Source organism: Pseudomonas aylmerensis, assembly GCF_001702265.1.
Lineage (GTDB): Bacteria > Pseudomonadota > Gammaproteobacteria > Pseudomonadales > Pseudomonadaceae > Aquipseudomonas > Aquipseudomonas aylmerensis.
Genome location: NZ_MAUE01000013.1, coordinates 91,500 through 110,577, shown reverse-complemented (window position 1 = coordinate 110,577; position 19,078 = coordinate 91,500). Strand labels below are relative to the sequence as shown.

Below are 19,078 nucleotides of genomic sequence, written 5' to 3'. Positions count from 1 at the left end.
TAGATGAGTGCGCTTTACATGATTGTCGGCACCCTGGTTGCTCTGGGTGTGCTGGTTACCTTCCACGAATTCGGCCACTTCTGGGTGGCACGTCGTTGCGGCGTCAAGGTATTGCGCTTTTCCGTCGGTTTCGGCATGCCGCTGTTGCGCTGGCATGACCGTCGCGGCACCGAGTTTGTGATTGCGGCCATCCCCTTGGGTGGCTACGTCAAGATGCTCGATGAGCGCGAAGGTGAAGTGCCGGCTGATCAACTGGACCAGTCCTTTAACCGCAAGACCGTTCGTCAGCGTATTGCGATTGTTGCCGCGGGACCGATCGCCAACTTCCTGCTGGCGATGGTGTTCTTCTGGGTGCTGGCCATGCTCGGCAGCCAGCAGGTGCGCCCGGTCATCGGCGCGGTCGAGGCCGATAGCATGGCGGCCAAGGCCGGCCTGGTCGCAGGGCAAGAAATTGTATCCATTGATGGCGAGCCCACCACGGGGTGGGGCGCGGTCAATTTGCAATTGGTTCGTCGCCTGGGTGAGAGCGGTACCGTCAATGTGGTGGTGCGCGAGCAGGATTCCACGACCGAAACCCCGCGTACGCTGGCCCTTGACCATTGGCTGAAGGGGGCTGACGAGCCTGATCCGATCAAATCCCTGGGTATCCGTCCGTGGCGCCCGGCGCTGCCGCCGGTGCTCGCCGAGCTGGACCCGAAAGGCCCGGCCCAGGCCGCCGGGTTGAAAACCGGTGATCGCCTGTTGGCCCTTGATGGTCAGGCATTGGGCGACTGGCAGCAAGTGGTCGACCTGGTTCGTGTACGGCCTGATACCAAAATTGTGCTGAAAGTTGAGCGCGACGGTGCTCAAATCGACATCCCTGTCACCCTGGCGGTGCGCGGGGAAGCCAAGGCGGCCGGGGGTTACCTGGGTGCCGGGGTGAAGGGTGTAGAGTGGCCGCCATCGATGGTGCGCGAGGTCAGTTTCGGGCCGTTGGCAGCAATTGGCGAGGGCGCTCGACGCACCTGGACCATGAGTGTGCTGACCCTCGAATCCCTCAAGAAAATGTTGTTCGGCGAGCTCTCGGTAAAAAACTTGAGTGGACCGATAACCATTGCTAAAGTGGCGGGCGCTTCTGCCCAGTCGGGTGTCGCGGATTTCCTGAATTTCCTGGCTTATCTGAGTATTAGCCTGGGTGTTCTGAATTTGCTGCCCATTCCAGTATTGGATGGGGGGCATCTGTTGTTTTATCTGGTCGAGTGGGCGCGTGGTCGTCCCTTGTCGGATCGGGTGCAGGGTTGGGGGATACAGATCGGTATCAGTTTGGTGGTCGGGGTGATGTTGTTAGCCTTGGTCAACGATCTGGGTCGTCTGTAACGCTTCGCTGAATTGCGAATCTGCCGCATTTTGCGGCAGTTTGTTTATTGCCAGTTGGAATAAGAAAGGACTTCATGAAACGTCTGCTGCTAACTGCGGTTCTCACCGTATTGATGATCGCCGAAGTTCACGCCGAGTCCTTCACCATCTCCGATATTCGCGTCAACGGCCTCCAGCGGGTTTCCGCGGGTAGCGTCTTTGGTGCCTTGCCGTTGAACGTTGGGGAACAGGCTGATGACCGTCGCCTGGTGGAATCCACTCGTGCGCTGTTCAAAACCGGTTTCTTTCAAGACATCCAACTGGGTCGCGAAGGCAACGTCCTGGTCATCACTGTCGTCGAGCGACCCTCCGTCGCCAGTATCGAGATCGAAGGCAACAAAGCGATCTCCACTGAAGACCTGATGAAGGGCCTCAAGCAATCCGGCCTGGCCGAGGGCGAGATCTTCCAGCGCGCCACCCTTGAGGGTGTGCGTAACGAGCTGCAACGCCAGTACGTTGCCCAGGGCCGCTACTCCGCGACCGTGGAAACCGAAGTGGTCCCGCAACCTCGTAACCGTGTCGGCCTCAAGGTCAACATCAACGAAGGTACCGTGGCGGCGATTCAGCACATCAACGTGGTGGGCAATACCAAGTTCGCTGATGACGACCTGATCGACCTGTTCGAACTCAAGACCACCAACTGGTTGTCGTTCTTCAAGAATGACGACAAGTACGCACGTGAAAAACTCTCCGGTGACCTGGAGCGTCTGCGCTCCTACTACCTGGACCGTGGCTATATCAACATGGATATCGCTTCGACCCAGGTGTCCATCACCCCGGACAAGAAGCACGTCTACATCACCGTCAACGTCAACGAAGGCGAGAAGTACAAGGTTCGTGACGTGAAGCTCAGCGGCGACCTGAAAGTCCCTGAAGACCAGGTCAAGGCGCTGTTGCTGGTGCAGAAGGACCAGGTGTTCTCGCGCAAGCTGATGACCACCACCTCCGAACTGATCACCCGCCGCCTCGGTAACGAAGGCTATACCTTCGCCAACGTCAACGGCGTGCCGACCCCGCACGATGATGACCACACCGTGGACATCACTTTCGTTGTCGACCCCGGCAAGCGTGCCTACGTGAACCGCATCAACTTCCGTGGCAACACCAAGTCTGCGGACGAAGTGCTGCGTCGTGAAATGCGTCAGATGGAAGGTGGCTGGGCGTCGACTTACCTGATCGACCAGTCCAAGACCCGTCTTGAGCGCCTGGGCTTCTTCAAGGAAGTCAACGTCGAGACCCCGGCCGTACCGGGCGTGGATGACCAGGTTGACGTGAACTACGCCGTGGAAGAACAGGCGTCGGGTTCCATCACCGCCAGCGTTGGTTTCGCGCAGAGCGCCGGCCTGATCCTCGGTGGTTCGATCACCCAGAACAACTTCCTCGGTACCGGTAACAAGGTTTCCATCGGCCTGACCCGCAGCGAATACCAGAGCCGCTATAACTTCGGTTATGTCGACCCCTACTGGACTGCCGACGGTGTGAGCCTGGGCTACAACGCCTTCTACCGCACCACCGACTACAAAGACCTCGACGTTGACGTAGCAAGCTATGCGATCGACAGCCTGGGTGTGGGCGCCAACATTGGCTACCCGATCAGCGAAACGTCGCGCCTGACCTTTGGCCTGACCGCGCAACAGGATGAGATCAAGACCGGTGTGTACACCGTGGACGAGATCTTCGACTTTACCCGTCGCGAAGGTGACAAGTTCCTGAACTTCAAGGCGTCCGCCGGCTGGTCCGAGTCGACCCTGAACAAAGGTGTGCTGGCGACCCGTGGTCATTCCCAGAGCCTGACCCTGGAAACCACGACGCCGGGCAGCGACCTGTCGTTCTTCAAGCTCGACTACCGCGGCCAGTTGTTCCAGCCGTTGAGCGATAACTACACCATGCGCCTGCACACTGAGCTGGGCTATGGCGATGGTTATGGTTCGACCAATGGCTTGCCGTTCTATGAGAACTACTATGCTGGTGGTTTCAACTCGGTACGTGGCTTCAAGGACAGCACCCTGGGTCCTCGTGGTACGCCAAGCCGTGGTGTAGGTGTAACCGGTAACCAAGGCACTGTGGCGGATTCGGACAACGACCCGCTGCCGTTCGGTGGTAACGTTTTGATTCAGGGTGGTGCGGAGATTCTGTTCCCGCTGCCATTCGTGAAGGATCAGCGTTCGCTGCGTACTTCGGTCTTCTGGGACGTGGGTAACGTGTTCGACTCCAAGTGCGAGCAGATCCGTAACCCGAGCGGCGTGAAGTCCGAAACCCAATGCAACGACGTGAGCCTCAGCAACCTGGCAAGCTCCGTGGGTGTGGGTGTGACCTGGGTGACTGCGCTTGGCCCATTGAGCTTTGCTCTGGCCATGCCGATCAAGAAACCGGATAACGCTGAAACCCAGATTTTCCAATTCTCCCTCGGCCAGACGTTCTAAGCGTCTGACCCAAGATAACGACAACGGATTCTGTAGGAGTACATCGTGCGTAAGTTGACTCAATTGGTTCTGCTGGCCACCGTGCTGGTAACCACCCCGGCCTTCGCCGAAATGAAAATCGCCGTCCTGAACTATCAGATGGCTCTGTTGGAATCCGATGCGGCCAAGAAGTACGCCGTGGATGCCGAGAAGAAATTCGGTCCGCAACTGACCAAGCTCAAGACCCTGGAAAGCAGTGCCAAGGGCATCCAGGATCGCCTGGTAGCCGGTGGCGACAAGATGCAGCAGGGCGAGCGCGAGCGCCTGGAGCTTGAATTCAAGCAAAAGGCCCGTGACTACCAGTTCCAGTCCAAGGAGCTGAACGAAGCCAAGGCAGTTGCTGACCGCGAAATGCTCAAGCAGCTGAAGCCGAAACTGGACAGCGCTGTGGAAGAAGTCATCAAGAAAGGTGCCTTTGACCTGGTGTTCGAGCGTGGCGCTGTCATCGACGTCAAGCCTCAATACGACATCACCCGTCAGGTGATCGAGCGCATGAACCAGCTGAAGTAAGCCATGACCGCGACTATCAAGCTCGGCGAGTTGGCCGAGTTCCTGGGGGCCACCTTGCGTGGCTCCAAGGAGAAAGAAATCACTGGGCTAGCCACCTTGCAGGAGGCTGGCCCAGCTCAGTTGAGCTTCCTCGCAAATCCCCAATACCGTAAATACCTCGTCGATAGCCAGGCTGCAGCCGTGTTGCTCAAAGCCGCTGACGCCGAAGGGTTTGCCGGGGATGCGCTGGTGGTGGCCGACCCGTACCTGGCTTATGCACGGGTATCGCACCTGTTCGACCCGAAACCCAAGGCTGCCGCCGGTATTCATCCTTCGGCGGTCATTGCCGATGATGCGCAGGTTGACCCTGCGGCCAGCGTCGGCGCGTTTGCGGTGATCGAGAGCGGTGCACGCATTGCGGCGGGTGTGACTGTCGGTGCGCATTGCTTCATCGGCGCACGCTGCGAAATCGGTGCCGATGGCTGGCTGGCACCGCGCGTGACCCTGTACCACGATGTGCGTATCGGCGAGCGTGTGGTCATCCAGTCGGGTGCCGTGATCGGCGGTGAAGGTTTTGGCTTTGCCAATTCCAAAGGTGTCTGGAACAAGATTGCCCAGGTCGGCGGCGTATTGATCGGCGACGACGTGGAAATCGGCGTCAACACCGCTGTTGATCGCGGGGCCCTGGCCGATACCGTGATCGGTAACGGCGTGAAGCTCGATAACCAGATCCAGATCGCCCACAACGTACAGATTGGCGATCACACCGCCATGGCGGCGTGTGTAGGCATCTCCGGCAGCACCAAAATCGGCAAGCATTGCATGCTAGCCGGTGGCGTAGGGTTGGTGGGGCATATTGAAGTTTGCGACAACGTATTCATCACCGGCATGACCATGGTGACCCACTCGATTACCGAGCCGGGTGCCTATTCTTCCGGTACCGCCATGCAGCCTGCAGCTGAATGGCGCAAGAGTGCAGCACGGTTGAGGCAGCTCGACGACATGGCTCGACGCCTCAAACAGCTGGAAAAGCGTGTTGGAGACGTGACCCCTGGCGGTAATGCTTCATCAGAAGGCTGATACCATTTCCATATCAAGTGTGCACAGCCGCTAGACTGCCTCCTTGATTTGCTAGCGGGGCGTGCTTTTAGTTCGCCCGCCCCCAATCTTTATTACAGGCTTCCCCCCGAAATGATGGACATCAACGAGATTCGCGAATACCTGCCTCACCGTTACCCGTTCCTGCTGGTGGACCGCGTAGTGGACCTCAATGTTGAGGAAAAGCGCATTCGTGCCTACAAGAATGTCAGCATCAACGAACCGTTCTTCAATGGTCACTTTCCTGCGCATCCCATCATGCCGGGCGTGTTGATCATCGAAGCGATGGCCCAGGCTGCCGGTATCCTTGGTTTCAAAATGCTCGACCTCAAGCCTGCCGATGGCACGCTTTACTATTTCGTGGGCTCCGACAAGTTGCGTTTCCGCAACCCGGTTACCCCGGGTGACCAGTTGATCCTGGAAGCCAAGTTCATCAGCTGCAAGCGCCAGATCTGGAAGTTCGAATGCCAGGCTTCGGTGGATGGCAAGCCGGTGTGCTCCGCTGAGATCATCTGTGCGGAACGCAAACTATGAGTTTGATTGACCCTCGCGCAATCATCGATCCGTCGGCCGTGCTGGCCGCCGACGTTGAGGTCGGCCCTTGGTCGATCATCGGCGCAGGTGTGGAAATCGGCGAGGGGACTGTCATCGGGCCGCACGTGATCCTCAAGGGTCCGACCCGCATTGGCAAACACAACCGCATCTACCAGTTCTCCTCGGTAGGCGAAGACACCCCGGACATGAAGTACAAGGGTGAAGAGACACGCCTGGTAATCGGTGATCACAACATCATCCGTGAAGGCGTGACCATTCACCGTGGCACTGTGCAGGATCGTGCCGAGACCACGCTGGGTGATCACAACCTGGTCATGGCCTATGCCCATATCGGCCATGACAGCGTGATCGGCAACCACTGCATCCTGGTCAACAACACCGCCTTGGCTGGCCATGTGCACGTTGACGACTGGGCCATCCTGTCCGGCTTTACCCTGGTGCATCAGTACTGCCATATCGGCGCCCACAGCTTTTCCGGCATGGGTACCGCAATCGGCAAGGACGTACCGGCGTTTGTCACGGTATTCGGCAACCCGGCCGAAGCCCGCAGCATGAACTTCGAAGGCATGCGCCGTCGGGGTTTCAGCGAAGAGGCGATCCACGCCCTGCGCCGTGCCTACAAGGTGGTTTATCGTCAGGGGCTGACGGTGGACCAGGCGTTGATCCAACTGGCCGAGTCGGCAGCGTTGTTCCCGGAAGTCGCGGTGTTTCGCGACTCGATCCAGGCGTCGACTCGCGGCATCACCCGCTGATCATGGCCACTCTGCGTATCGCGCTGGTGGCCGGAGAAGCCTCCGGCGACATTTTGGGCGCAGGTCTGATGCGGGCGCTCAAGGCCCAGCATCCAGCGGTGGAGTTCATCGGCGTCGGCGGCCCGCTGATGCAGGCTGAAGGGCTCACGTCCTACTTCCCCATGGAGCGCCTGTCGGTCATGGGGCTGGTTGAGGTGCTGGGTCGCCTGCGCGAACTGTTGGCCCGCCGCAAGCTGCTGATACAGACCCTGATCGAAGAAAAGCCTGACGTCTTCATCGGCATCGACGCACCGGATTTCACCCTCAACATCGAACTCAAGTTGCGCCAGGCCGGGATCAAGACCGTGCACTACGTCAGCCCATCCGTTTGGGCGTGGCGGCAGAAGCGTGTGCTGAAAATCCGTGAAGGCTGTGACCTGATGTTGACCCTGCTGCCGTTCGAGGCCAGGTTCTACGAAGAGAAGGGGGTGCCGGTAAGGTTTGTCGGGCATACCCTGGCGGACACCATTCCCTTGCAGGCTGACCGCGCGGCTGCGCGTGCCGAGTTGGGCCTGCCCGACGGCCCGCTGGTGGCGCTGATGCCGGGCAGCCGTGGCGGCGAAGTCGGCCGTTTGGCCTCGGTGTTTTTTGATGCTGCCGAGCGCCTGCAGGCCTTGAAGCCGGGCGTACGTTTCGTGCTGCCGTGCGCCAGCCCGCAGCGTCGCGCGCAGATCGAAACCTTGCTGGAAGGTCGTAACCTGCCATTGACCTTGCTCGACGGTCAGTCGCACCTGGCTCTCGCGGCCTGCGACGCGGTATTGATCGCCTCGGGCACCGCGACCCTGGAAGCCTTGCTGTACAAGCGCCCGATGGTTGTGGCCTACCGCCTTGCGCCGCTGACGTTCTGGATTCTCAAGCGCATGGTCAAGAGCCCTTACATCTCCTTGCCCAACCTGCTGGCCCAGCGCCTGCTGGTGCCGGAGTTGTTGCAGGACGATGCAACGCCCGAGGCCCTCGCGCAAACTCTACTACCCTTGATCGACGGCGGCGAAGAACAGACCCGTGGTTTCGACGACATCCACCGCACCCTGCGCCGGGATGCCTCGAACCAGGCGGCTGACGCCGTGTTGAGCTTGATCGGCCACAAACAGGAAGCTTTATGAGCACGCAAATGGGCCTGGATTTCAGCCTGGTTGCCGAAGCCCACGCACTCGTGGCCGGCGTTGACGAAGTCGGACGCGGCCCGCTGTGCGGCGCGGTGGTGACGGCGGCGGTGATCCTCGACCCGAACCGCCCGATCCTGGGCCTCAACGACTCGAAGAAGCTCACCGAAGCACGGCGTGAAAAGCTCTACGACGAGATCTGTGAAAAAGCCCTGAGCTGGCATATCGCCCGGGCCGAAGTCGAAGAAATCGACGAACTGAATATCCTCCACGCCACCATGCTGGCCATGCAGCGGGCGGTGGAAGGCCTGCACATCACGCCGAAAATGGCGATGATCGACGGCAACCGTTGCCCCAAGCTGGCCATGCCGTCCGAGGCGGTGGTCAAGGGCGATAGCAAGGTGCCGGCCATTGCCGCCGCTTCGATCCTGGCCAAAGTCAGTCGAGACCGTGAAATGGCTGCGTTTGAATTGATCTATCCCGGCTACGGCATCGGTGGGCACAAGGGCTATCCGACGCCCGTTCATCTGGAAGCCCTGGCGCGCCTGGGTCCTACCCCGATCCACCGCCGCTCGTTCGCCCCGGTGCGCCAGGCCTACGAGCTGCGCGAGAGCCTCAGCGAGGTTTAGTCGCGAGGCTGATGTTTTTGCCAAGGCCCGGTACAATCCGGGCCTTGTTGTTTTCATGTATCAAGACAGGATCACTATGCCGGCTTCATTCGTTCATCTACGCCTGCACACTGAATACTCCCTGGTCGACGGCCTGGTACGGATCAAACCGCTGGTCAAAACCCTGGTGGGCATGAATATGCCTGCGGTCGCGGTGACCGATCAGAACAACATGTGTTCCCTGGTCAAGTTCTACAAGAACGCCATGGGCGCCGGGATCAAGCCGATCTGCGGCGCCGACCTGTGGCTGTCCAACAAAGACCCCGATAACCCCCTGAGTCGCATCAGCCTGTTGGCGATGAACGGCGTCGGTTATCGCAACCTCACCGAATTGATTTCCCGTGGCTTTATCGATGGCCAGCGCAACGGCTCGATCATCATCGAGCGCGAGTGGGTCGCCGAGGCCAGCGAAGGCTTGATCATGTTGTCGGCCGCCAAAGAAGGTGAGATCGGCATCGCACTGTTGGGCGGTAACCCGCACGAAGCCGAAGTGTTGGCGAGTGAGTGGATGCAGGTTTTTCCGGGGCGCTTCTATCTGGAAGTGCAGCGCACCAACCGCCCCAACGATGAAGAGCATCTGCACGCCGCCGTGGCCCTCGCCGACAAGCTGGGCGCGCCGCTGGTGGCGACCAACGATGTGCGCTTCATCAAGAAAGAAGATTTCGAGGCCCACGAAACCCGCGTGTGCATCGGCGAAGGCCGGGCCCTGGATGACCCGCGCCGCTCCAAGAACTACAGCGAAGAGCAGTACCTCAAAAGCGCGGACGAGATGGCCGAGCTGTTCAGTGACCTGCCCGAGGCCCTGGAAAACTCGGTCGAAATCGCCAAGCGCTGCAATATCGAAGTGAAGCTGGGCAAGCACTTCCTGCCCAACTTCCCGATTCCCGATGGCATGACCATCGATGAATACTTTCGCAAGGTGTCGTTTGACGGCCTGGAGGAGCGCCTCAGCGTCCTGCTGCCCAAGGACACCACCGAAGACTACGAGGCCAAGCGCCAGGTCTACGTCGATCGGCTGAATTTCGAGCTGGATATCATCATCCAGATGGGGTTCCCCGGTTACTTCCTGATCGTGATGGACTTCATCCAGTGGGCCAAGAACAACGGCGTACCGGTCGGTCCGGGCCGGGGGTCAGGTGCTGGCTCGCTGGTGGCCTATGTGCAGAAGATCACCGACCTCGACCCGCTGGAATATGACCTGCTGTTCGAGCGCTTCCTCAACCCGGAACGGGTCTCCATGCCCGACTTCGACGTCGACTTCTGCATGGACGGTCGCGACCGCGTGATCGAATACGTGGCCGAGAAGTACGGCCGCAACGCCGTGAGCCAGATCATCACCTTCGGTTCGATGGCGGCCAAGGCGGTAATCCGCGACGTGGCACGGGTGCAGGGCAAGTCCTACGGCTTGGCTGACCGCCTGTCGAAAATGATTCCGTTCGAAGTCGGCATGACCCTGGAGAAGGCTTACGAGCAGGAAGAAATCCTGCGCGACTTCATCAAGGTCGATGAAGAAGCCGCCGAAATCTGGGACATGGCGCGCAAGCTTGAAGGTGTGGTGCGTAACGTCGGTAAACACGCCGGTGGTGTGGTTATCGCGCCGACCAAGCTGACCGACTTTTCGCCGATCTATTGCGACGAAGAAGGCGATGGCCTGGTGACCCAGTTCGACAAGGATGACGTCGAGGCAGCCGGCCTGGTGAAGTTCGACTTCCTCGGCCTGCGGACCCTGACGATCATCGACTGGGCGCTCAAGACCATCAACCGCGACCGCGCCAAGGTCGGTGAAGAACCGCTGGATATCGCCTTTATCCCGCTGGACGACAAACCGACGTACACGCTGTTGCAAAAAGCTGAAACCACAGCGGTGTTCCAGCTTGAATCGCGTGGCATGAAAGAGCTGATCAAAAAGCTCAAGCCCGACTGCCTGGAAGACTTGATCGCACTGGTGGCCCTGTTCCGTCCGGGCCCGTTGCAATCGGGCATGGTGGATGACTTCATCAACCGTAAGCACGGGCGTGCCGAGCTGGCGTACCCGCACTCCGACTACCAGTACGAAGGCCTCAAGCCCGTATTGGCGCCGACCTACGGCATCATCCTGTATCAAGAACAGGTGATGCAGATTGCCCAGGTCATGGCCGGTTACACCCTCGGTGGCGCGGACATGCTGCGTCGAGCCATGGGTAAGAAAAAGCCCGAGGAAATGGCCAAGCAGCGCGGCGGTTTCATTGAAGGTTGCGCCACCAACAATATCGACGCTGACCTCGCCGGTAACATCTTCGACCTGGTGGAAAAATTCGCCGGTTACGGTTTCAACAAATCCCACTCCGCCGCGTACGGCCTGGTCTCGTACCAGACCGCTTGGCTGAAAGCCCACTACCCGGCGCCGTTCATGGCTGCGGTACTCTCGGCGGATATGCACAACACCGACAAGGTCGTGACCTTGATCGAGGAAGTGCGCACCATGAAGCTGCGCCTCGACGCGCCGGACGTGAACGCCTCGGAATTCAAGTTCACGGTGAACGACGAAGGCCGCATCATCTATGGTCTCGGCGCGATCAAGGGCGTCGGCGAAGGCCCGGTGGAAGCCATCACCGAAGCCCGCCAGGACGGCCCGTTCAAGGACCTGTTCGACTTCTGCGCACGGGTGGACCTCAAGCGCATCAACAAGCGCACCCTCGACGGCTTGATCCGCAGCGGTGCGCTGGACCGCCTCGGCCCGTACTTCCATGACGAGCCGAAGGCCTACCAGGCGAACATCGACCGCAACCGCGCCGTGCTGCTCACCGCCATGGAAGAAGCGATCAAGGCCGCCGAACAGACTGCTCGCACCCACGACAGCGGTCACGCCGACCTGTTTGGCGGGCTGTTCGTCGAGGAAGACGCGGATGTGTACGGCAACCATCGCAAGGCCAAGGAGCTGACCCTCAAGGAGCGCCTCAAGGGTGAGAAAGACACCCTGGGCCTGTACCTCACCGGTCACCCGATTGACGAGTACGAGGGCGAGATTCGCCGTTTCGCCCGCCAACGCATCATCGACCTGAAGCCGGCGCGGGATACCCAGACCGTCGCCGGCATGATCATCGCCCTGCGCGTGATGAAAAACAAAAAGGGCGACAAGATGGGCTTTATCACCCTTGACGACCGCTCGGGCCGGATCGAGGCGTCGCTGTTTGCCGACGCCTTCCATTCCGCGCAGTCGCTGCTGCAGACCGATGCCATGGTGGTCGTGGAAGGGGAGGTCAGCAACGACGACTTCTCCGGCGGCCTGCGCCTGCGGATCAAGCGGGTGATGAGCATGGAGGATGCGCGTACCAATCTGGCCGAAAGCCTGCGCCTGAAGGTGAAAACCGAGGCACTCAAGGGCGATCAGCTACGCTGGTTGGGCGACCTGCTCAAGCGCCACCGTGGTGCGTGCCCGGTGACCATGGAGTACACCGGCAATGACGCCAAGGCGATGCTGCAGTTTGGTGAGACCTGGCGAATTGATCCCGCTGATGGCTTGATTCAAGCATTGCGTGACCAGTTCGGGCGAGACAACGTCTTCCTCCAATACCGTTGACGGTCAGATATGTCTGATCACGACTAAACATTTAATCTCGACCTAAACGCGCCTCTCCCTTAAGGTAGGGCGCGAATAGACAACCGGCTGGCCAGGCACTCCCTGGCCGTCGACCCAAGACGGACGCTTATGAACCCGAATTTTCTTGATTTCGAACAGCCGATCGCTGACCTGCAAGCCAAGATTGAAGAACTGCGCCTGGTCGGCAATGACAATTCGCTGAACATCGGCGATGAGATCGCTCGCCTGCAAGACAAGAGCAGCACGCTCACCGAAGACATCTTCGGCAAGCTGACCAGCTGGCAGATCGCGCGCCTGGCTCGCCACCCGCGCCGTCCATACACCCTGGACTACATCCAGCACATCTTCACCGAGTTCGACGAGCTGCACGGCGACCGCCACTTCTCCGACGACGCGGCCATCGTTGGCGGTATTGCCCGACTGGACGACCAGCCGGTGATGGTGATCGGTCACCAGAAAGGCCGTGAAGTGCGCGAGAAAGTCCGTCGCAACTTCGGCATGCCGCGTCCGGAAGGCTACCGCAAGGCGTGCCGCCTGATGGAAATGGCCGAACGTTTCAAGATGCCGATCCTGACCTTCATCGACACTCCGGGTGCATACCCAGGTATCGACGCTGAAGAGCGCAACCAGAGCGAAGCGATCGCCTGGAACCTGCGAGTGATGTCCCGTCTGAAAACCCCGATCATCGCCACCGTGATCGGTGAAGGTGGTTCCGGCGGTGCACTGGCCATTGGCGTCTGCGATCAGCTGAACATGCTGCAATACTCGACCTACGCGGTGATCTCGCCGGAAGGTTGCGCCTCGATCCTGTGGAAAACCGCCGAAAAGGCGCCGGACGCTGCTGAAGCCATGGGCATCACCGCCGATCGCCTCAAAGGCCTGGGTATCGTGGACAAAGTCATCGCCGAGCCTTTGGGCGGTGCCCACCGTGACCCGGCCGCGGCTGCAGCGACCATCCGTGCCGAACTGGGCTCGCAACTGGCGATGCTCAAGAAGCTGGATAACGAAGCGCTGCTGGCTCGTCGCTATGAGCGCCTGATGAGCTACGGCCTCTAAGCACGACGCAGTACTCAATGTGGGGGCTGGCTTGTGTGGGAGCTGGCTTGCCTGCGATAGCATCAACTCGATGTCACTGATGACCCGAGTTGCCTGCATCGCGGGCAAGCCCGGTTCCCACGCAAGCCCGCTCCCACATTTGCTTTGTGTATGCTTGGCGGACGTATTCCAGATTGGCGGCGGTAATGTGTGATGAAACCAACTCTACCCGCCCAAATCCTGCAAGCCCTTGCCCCGTGGCGCAATGCCCCGGCCTGGCACGTCGCATTCTCGGGTGGCCTTGATTCCACTGTCCTGCTGCACCTCCTGGCCACGCTGGCCAACACTGACCACCTCCCGCCACTGAGCGCGATCCATGTCCACCATGGCCTGCAAGCTGCCGCCGACGCGTGGCCTGTTCACTGCCAGTCGGTATGCGACAGCCTGGGCGTGGCCCTGCGTGTGATGCGCGTGCAGGTGCAACCCGGTGCCAGCCTTGAGCGCGCCGCCCGAGACGCGCGTTACCAGGCGTTTACCGAGGTGACGGGGGCAGGGCAGGTGCTGCTCACCGGTCAGCATCGTGACGATCAGGCTGAAACCCTGCTGTTTCGCCTGTTGCGTGGGGCTGGGGTGCGTGGGTTGGCGGCAATGCCGGTACAGCGGCCATTGGCAGGTGGCTATCTGGTGCGGCCATTGCTGCATGTCTCGCGTGAAGAGCTGGAAGCCTACGCCCACGTGCATCAACTCAGGTGGATCGAAGACCCGTCCAACGCCGATCCACGCTTCTCTCGCAACTACCTTCGTCATCGTGTGTTGCCGGTGTTTGCGCAGCGCTGGCCTCAGGCCGTAGCCAGCCTTGCGCGCACGGCCGAGCACCTGAGTGAAGCCCAGGGCCTGCTCGATGAGCTGGCACACATGGATCTGCACGCCGCCGATCAGCCGTCCCCCTTTGCCTGGCTGCCAATACCGTCGCTGGCGCTTGCGCCGCTGTGTGAACTGTCCGACGCTCGTCAGCGCAACGCCCTGCGGCATTGGCTGACTCCGCTTACACGCTTGCCCGACAGCGACCATTGGGCCAGCTGGCTTTCCCTGCGGGATGCCAAGGACGACGCACAGCCTGTGTGGTGCCTGGCTGACGGTGAGCTGCACCGTTGCCGTGGGCGCCTCTGGTGGCTGCCTGCCGTTTGGTCGGAGTTTTCCGACGCATCGGTGAGCTGGCCTGATCCGCAATACCCACTAGAGTTACCCGGCAATGGTCGGCTGAGTGCGACCGGCAATGCGCCTGCAGGCCCTTTGGTTGTCCGTTATCGCCAGGGCGGTGAAATCGTCGAAGTGCCAGGTCGAGGCCGGCGTGACTTGAAGCGCCTGCTTAATGAAAGTGGGCTGCCGGGTTTCGTCCGTGGCAGATTGCCGCTGCTCTATCAGGGCGAGCAATTGCTGGGTGTGCCCAGCCTTGCGGGACTCTGGCCAGCAACGCGCGAACGCTGGCAATTGCATTGGGTGCCACAGACCTGCGATCAAGGTTTGAGCTGATAGAGCCTTTCCGGTAGACTACGCTCCCTTCTTGATACAACTTCTGTGGATTCGCCTGAATCGCAGCAGTTGCCGATTACCAAGCAGTCTTTGCTGGGCGATTCCAAAAAATGTGTAGCGATCAACGTACCGGTGTTTCATTGCTGGTCTGTCACAACGCGGCGGTTTTTTTGAAAGGTGCACTGTGATTAATGCAGGTGATCGGGGGCTTCGGCCTTCCTTCGCTTTCCCCGGCGGCTCGGACCGCTTTAACGCAGACTTCTAGGGTTTTTCATGACGCGCTACATATTCGTCACGGGCGGTGTTGTTTCTTCATTGGGGAAAGGCATTGCCTCCGCTTCATTGGCGGCCATCCTGGAGGCGCGGGGACTTAAGGTCACCATGCTCAAGCTGGACCCGTACATCAACGTCGACCCGGGCACCATGAGCCCGTTCCAGCACGGTGAAGTGTTCGTCACCCACGACGGCGCCGAGACTGACCTGGACCTGGGCCACTACGAGCGGTTCATCCGCACGACCATGACCCAGAACAACAACTTCACCACCGGCCGTGTCTACGAGCACGTGCTGCGCAAGGAGCGCCGTGGTGACTACCTGGGTGCAACCATCCAGGTGATCCCGCACATCACCGACGAAATCAAGCGCCGCATCATCAAGGGTGCAGGCGATGCCGACGTGGCGATGGTCGAGATCGGTGGCACCGTGGGTGACATCGAGTCCCAACCGTTCCTCGAAGCCATCCGCCAGTTGCGTTTCGAAGTCGGCGCCAAGCGCGCGATGCTGATGCACCTGACGCTGGTGCCGTACATCGCCACCGCCGGCGAAACCAAAACCAAGCCCACCCAGCACTCGGTCAAGGAACTGCGTTCCATCGGCCTGCAGCCGGACGTGCTGGTGTGCCGCTCCGATCACCCGATCGACATCTCCTCGCGTCGCAAGATCGCGCAGTTCACCAACGTTGAAGAGCGTGCGGTGATTGCCCTGGAAGACGCCGACACTATCTACAAGATCCCGGGCATCCTGCACTCGCAAGGCCTGGATGATTTTGTGGTCGAGCGTTTCGGCCTGCAGTGCGGCGGTGCCGACCTGTCCGAATGGGAAGCCGTGGTCGACGCCAAGCTCAACCCTGAGCATGAAGTCACCATCGCCATGGTCGGCAAGTACATGGAACTGCTGGACGCGTACAAGTCGCTGATCGAAGCGATGAGCCACGCCGGCATCAGCAACCGGACCAAGGTCAACCTGCGCTACATCGATTCCGAAGACATCGAGAACCAGGGTACCGCGCTGCTCGAAGGGGTTGACGCGATCCTCGTACCGGGCGGTTTCGGCCTGCGTGGCGTGGAAGGCAAGATCACCGCCGTGCAGTACGCCCGTGAGAACAAAGTGCCATACCTGGGTATCTGCCTGGGCATGCAAGTGGCCGTCATCGAGTTCGCCCGTAACGTGCTGGGCTGGAAAGACGCCAACTCCACCGAGTTCGACAGCAAGAGCGGCCACCCGGTCGTGGGCCTGATCACCGAGTGGGAAGATGCCACCGGTGCCGTCGAGACCCGCACCGAAGCCTCCGACCTGGGCGGCACCATGCGCCTTGGCGCGCAAGATTGCCTGCTGGAGCCGGGCTCGCTGGTCCACGACTGCTACGGCAAGGACGTGATCGTCGAGCGTCACCGTCACCGCTACGAAGTGAACAACAACCTGCTGCCGCAAATCAAAGAAGCCGGCCTGAAGATCTCCGGTCGCTCCGGTGATGGCGCGCTGGTTGAAGTGGTCGAGGCACCGGATCATCCGTGGTTCGTGGCTTGCCAGTTCCACCCTGAGTTCACCTCGACGCCGCGCGACGGTCACCCGTTGTTCAGCGGTTTCGTCAAAGCAGCACTGACGCAACATCAGAAGAAGGCGTAACCCTGATGGCCCAGAAGATCATTCGCGTAGGCGATATCGAGATTGCCAACGACAAGCCCATGGTGCTGTTCGGCGGCATGAACGTGCTGGAAAGCCGCGACATGGCGATGCAGGTCTGTGAAGAGTACGTACGCGTTACCCAGAAACTGGGGATCCCGTATGTGTTCAAGGCCAGCTTCGACAAGGCCAACCGTTCGTCCGTGACCTCCTATCGCGGCCCGGGCCTTGAAGAAGGCATGCGGATCTTCCAGGACATCAAGCAAGCCTTCGGCGTGCCGATCATCACCGACGTCCACGAGCCTGAGCAGGCTGCCGTGGTCGCCGAGGTGTGCGACATTATCCAGTTGCCGGCCTTCCTGTCGCGCCAGACCGACCTCGTGGTCGCCATGGCCAAGACCGGCGCGGTGATCAATATCAAGAAAGCCCAGTTCCTCGCACCCCAGGAAATGAAACACATCCTGAACAAGTGCGTGGAAGCGGGTAACGACCAGTTGATCCTCTGCGAGCGTGGTTCGAGCTTCGGCTACAACAACCTCGTGGTGGACATGCTCGGTTTCGGCATCATGAAACAGTTCGAATACCCGGTGTTCTTCGACGTGACCCACGCGCTGCAAATGCCGGGTGGCCGCGCCGATTCCGCTGGCGGGCGTCGTGCCCAGGTATTGGACCTGGCCAAGGCGGGCATCAGCCAGTCCCTGGCGGGCCTGTTCCTGGAAGCCCACCCGGACCCGGACAACGCCAAGTGCGACGGCCCCTGCGCCCTGCGCCTGGACAAGCTGGAGCCGTTCCTGACCCAGCTCAAGCAGATGGACGAACTGGTCAAGAGTTTTCCTGTCGTCGAAACCGCGTAAGATCACGATCCCTGTGCAGGAGCCGGCTTGCCGGCGATGGCGCCCTCAAGCCTTGCGGCGATGCAACGGACCGCATCGCCGGCGAGCCGGCTCCTGCAATGTGCACCACAAGTTAAATCGAGCGGTATAGAGCGTTTTCGTCAACTTTGGAGTGTTTACAACAATGGCAAAAATCGTCGACATCAAAGGTCGTGAAGTTCTCGACTCCCGTGGCAACCCCACCGTCGAAGCCGACGTGCTTCTCGATAACGGTATCATCGGCAGCGCCTGCGCGCCGTCCGGTGCTTCCACCGGTTCGCGCGAAGCGCTGGAACTGCGTGATGGCGACAAGAGCCGTTACCTGGGCAAGGGTGTACTCAAGGCCGTAGCCAACATCAACGGCCCGATCCGTGACCTGTTGCTGGGCAAGGACCCGCTGGACCAGAAAGCCCTGGACCACGCGATGATCAAGCTCGATGGCACTGAAAACAAAGGCAGCCTGGGCGCCAACGCCATCCTCGCGGTGTCCCTGGCAGCTGCCAAGGCCGCGGCCCAGGACCAGGACCTGCCGCTGTACGCCCACATCGCCAACCTGAACGGCACGCCGGGTGTCTACTCGATGCCGGTCCCGATGATGAACATCATCAACGGTGGCGAACACGCCGATAACAACGTCGACATCCAGGAATTCATGGTGCAGCCGGTGGGCGCCAAGTCGTTCTCCGAAGGCCTGCGCATGGGCACCGAGATTTTCCACCACCTGAAGGCTGTACTGAAGGCCCGTGGCCTCAGCACTGCTGTGGGTGACGAAGGTGGTTTCGCGCCGAACCTGGCGTCCAACGAAGATGCACTGAAAGTGATCTCCGAAGCGGTGGCCAACGCTGGCTACACATTGGGCACCGACGTGACCCTGGCCCTGGATTGCGCGGCCAGCGAGTTCTACGAGGACGGTAAATACAACCTGTCCGGCGAAGGCCACGTGTTCACCTCCGAAGGTTTTGCCGACTACCTCAAGGGCCTGACCGAGCGCTACCCGATCATCTCGATCGAAGACGGCCTGGATGAGTCCGACTGGGCTGGCTGGAAAGTCCTCACCGACAAGATCGGCGAGAAAATCCAACTGGTGGGCGACGACCTGTTCGTGACCAACACCAAGATCCTGAAAGAAGGCATCGATAAAAAGATCGCCAACTCGATCCTGATCAAGTTCAACCAGATCGGCACCCTGACCGAAACCCTGGAAGCCATCCAGATGGCCAAGGCTGCGGGCTACACCGCCGTGATCTCCCACCGCTCCGGCGAAACCGAAGACTCGACCATTGCCGACCTGGCCGTGGGCACCTCGGCGGGCCAGATCAAGACCGGTTCCCTGTGCCGTTCCGACCGCGTTTCCAAGTACAACCAATTGCTGCGTATCGAAGAGCAACTGGGCGGCAAAGCCAAATACAACGGTCGCAGCGAGTTTCGCGGCTGATTGTTAAATGGTAAAAAGTCCGCGGATTGCGTCGGAAAAATCACGACAGTGTGAATTTCGACGCTAATCTGATGACTATCTAGCACAAGCCTGGTTCTTCCAGGCTTCGTGCTATCAGTTGCTGCAAAAGTTTTGCATGGCGGTCTTTTTTCACTGGATA

At 60.1% G+C, this 19,078-nt stretch carries 14 protein-coding genes; all 14 read left to right on the top strand.

Going from position 1 to position 19,078, the window contains the following annotated elements; translation table 11 throughout:
- Nucleotides 1-3 precede the first annotated feature (3 nt).
- The 14 genes from rseP to eno all read left to right on the top strand — a co-directional run bounded on the left by rseP (nt 4) and on the right by eno (nt 18,918).
- The gene (gene rseP / locus BBG20_RS11235; protein ID WP_065903081.1) at nt 4-1,356 is read left to right on the top strand and encodes a sigma E protease regulator RseP; all 1,353 of its coding nucleotides are present in this window, start codon (nt 4-6) and stop codon (nt 1,354-1,356) included.
- A 74-nt stretch (nt 1,357-1,430) separates the two neighbouring features.
- A complete protein-coding gene (gene bamA, locus BBG20_RS11230) occupies nt 1,431-3,818 on the top strand; it encodes an outer membrane protein assembly factor BamA (protein ID WP_065903080.1) in 2,388 nt (795 codons plus the stop codon).
- Nucleotides 3,819-3,863: 45 nt separating this feature from the next.
- A complete protein-coding gene (locus BBG20_RS11225; RefSeq protein ID WP_003172279.1) occupies nt 3,864-4,367 on the top strand; it encodes an OmpH family outer membrane protein in 504 nt (167 codons plus the stop codon).
- Nucleotides 4,368-4,370: 3 nt separating this feature from the next.
- The gene (gene lpxD / locus BBG20_RS11220) at nt 4,371-5,426 is read left to right on the top strand and encodes a UDP-3-O-(3-hydroxymyristoyl)glucosamine N-acyltransferase (RefSeq protein WP_065903077.1); all 1,056 of its coding nucleotides are present in this window, start codon (nt 4,371-4,373) and stop codon (nt 5,424-5,426) included.
- A gap of 111 nt (nt 5,427-5,537) precedes the next feature.
- Nucleotides 5,538-5,978 (top strand): 3-hydroxyacyl-ACP dehydratase FabZ, encoded by a 441-nt coding sequence (fabZ, locus tag BBG20_RS11215; protein WP_003172281.1) that lies wholly within the window; start codon nt 5,538-5,540, stop codon nt 5,976-5,978.
- Nucleotides 5,975-6,751 (top strand): acyl-ACP--UDP-N-acetylglucosamine O-acyltransferase, encoded by a 777-nt coding sequence (lpxA, locus tag BBG20_RS11210; protein ID WP_065903075.1) that lies wholly within the window; start codon nt 5,975-5,977, stop codon nt 6,749-6,751. Before fabZ ends, lpxA begins: the two co-directional genes overlap by 4 nt.
- A 2-nt stretch (nt 6,752-6,753) precedes the next feature.
- The gene (gene lpxB, locus BBG20_RS11205; RefSeq protein ID WP_065903073.1) at nt 6,754-7,893 is read left to right on the top strand and encodes a lipid-A-disaccharide synthase; all 1,140 of its coding nucleotides are present in this window, start codon (nt 6,754-6,756) and stop codon (nt 7,891-7,893) included.
- The gene (rnhB, locus tag BBG20_RS11200) at nt 7,890-8,522 is read left to right on the top strand and encodes a ribonuclease HII (RefSeq protein ID WP_065903072.1); all 633 of its coding nucleotides are present in this window, start codon (nt 7,890-7,892) and stop codon (nt 8,520-8,522) included. Before lpxB ends, rnhB begins: the two co-directional genes overlap by 4 nt.
- Nucleotides 8,523-8,598: 76 nt before the next feature.
- On the top strand, nt 8,599-12,120 hold the full coding sequence (dnaE, locus tag BBG20_RS11195; RefSeq protein ID WP_065903070.1) for a DNA polymerase III subunit alpha: 3,522 nt from the start codon (nt 8,599-8,601) through the stop codon (nt 12,118-12,120).
- A 129-nt stretch (nt 12,121-12,249) separates the two neighbouring features.
- Entirely contained in the window at nt 12,250-13,197 is a 948-nt protein-coding gene (locus tag BBG20_RS11190; protein WP_003172288.1) for an acetyl-CoA carboxylase carboxyltransferase subunit alpha, read from the top strand.
- 192 nt (nt 13,198-13,389) lie between these two features.
- The gene (gene tilS / locus BBG20_RS11185; RefSeq protein ID WP_065903065.1) at nt 13,390-14,709 is read left to right on the top strand and encodes a tRNA lysidine(34) synthetase TilS; all 1,320 of its coding nucleotides are present in this window, start codon (nt 13,390-13,392) and stop codon (nt 14,707-14,709) included.
- Nucleotides 14,710-14,982: 273 nt separating this feature from the next.
- Nucleotides 14,983-16,614 (top strand): CTP synthase, encoded by a 1,632-nt coding sequence (locus tag BBG20_RS11180; protein ID WP_065903062.1) that lies wholly within the window; start codon nt 14,983-14,985, stop codon nt 16,612-16,614.
- A gap of 5 nt (nt 16,615-16,619) precedes the next feature.
- Complete coding sequence (gene kdsA, locus BBG20_RS11175) at nt 16,620-17,465, top strand: 3-deoxy-8-phosphooctulonate synthase (RefSeq protein ID WP_065903056.1); 846 nt, start codon at nt 16,620-16,622, stop codon at nt 17,463-17,465.
- Nucleotides 17,466-17,628: 163 nt separating this feature from the next.
- A complete protein-coding gene (gene eno / locus BBG20_RS11170) occupies nt 17,629-18,918 on the top strand; it encodes a phosphopyruvate hydratase (protein ID WP_065903054.1) in 1,290 nt (429 codons plus the stop codon).
- Nucleotides 18,919-19,078: the final 160 nt, after the last annotated feature.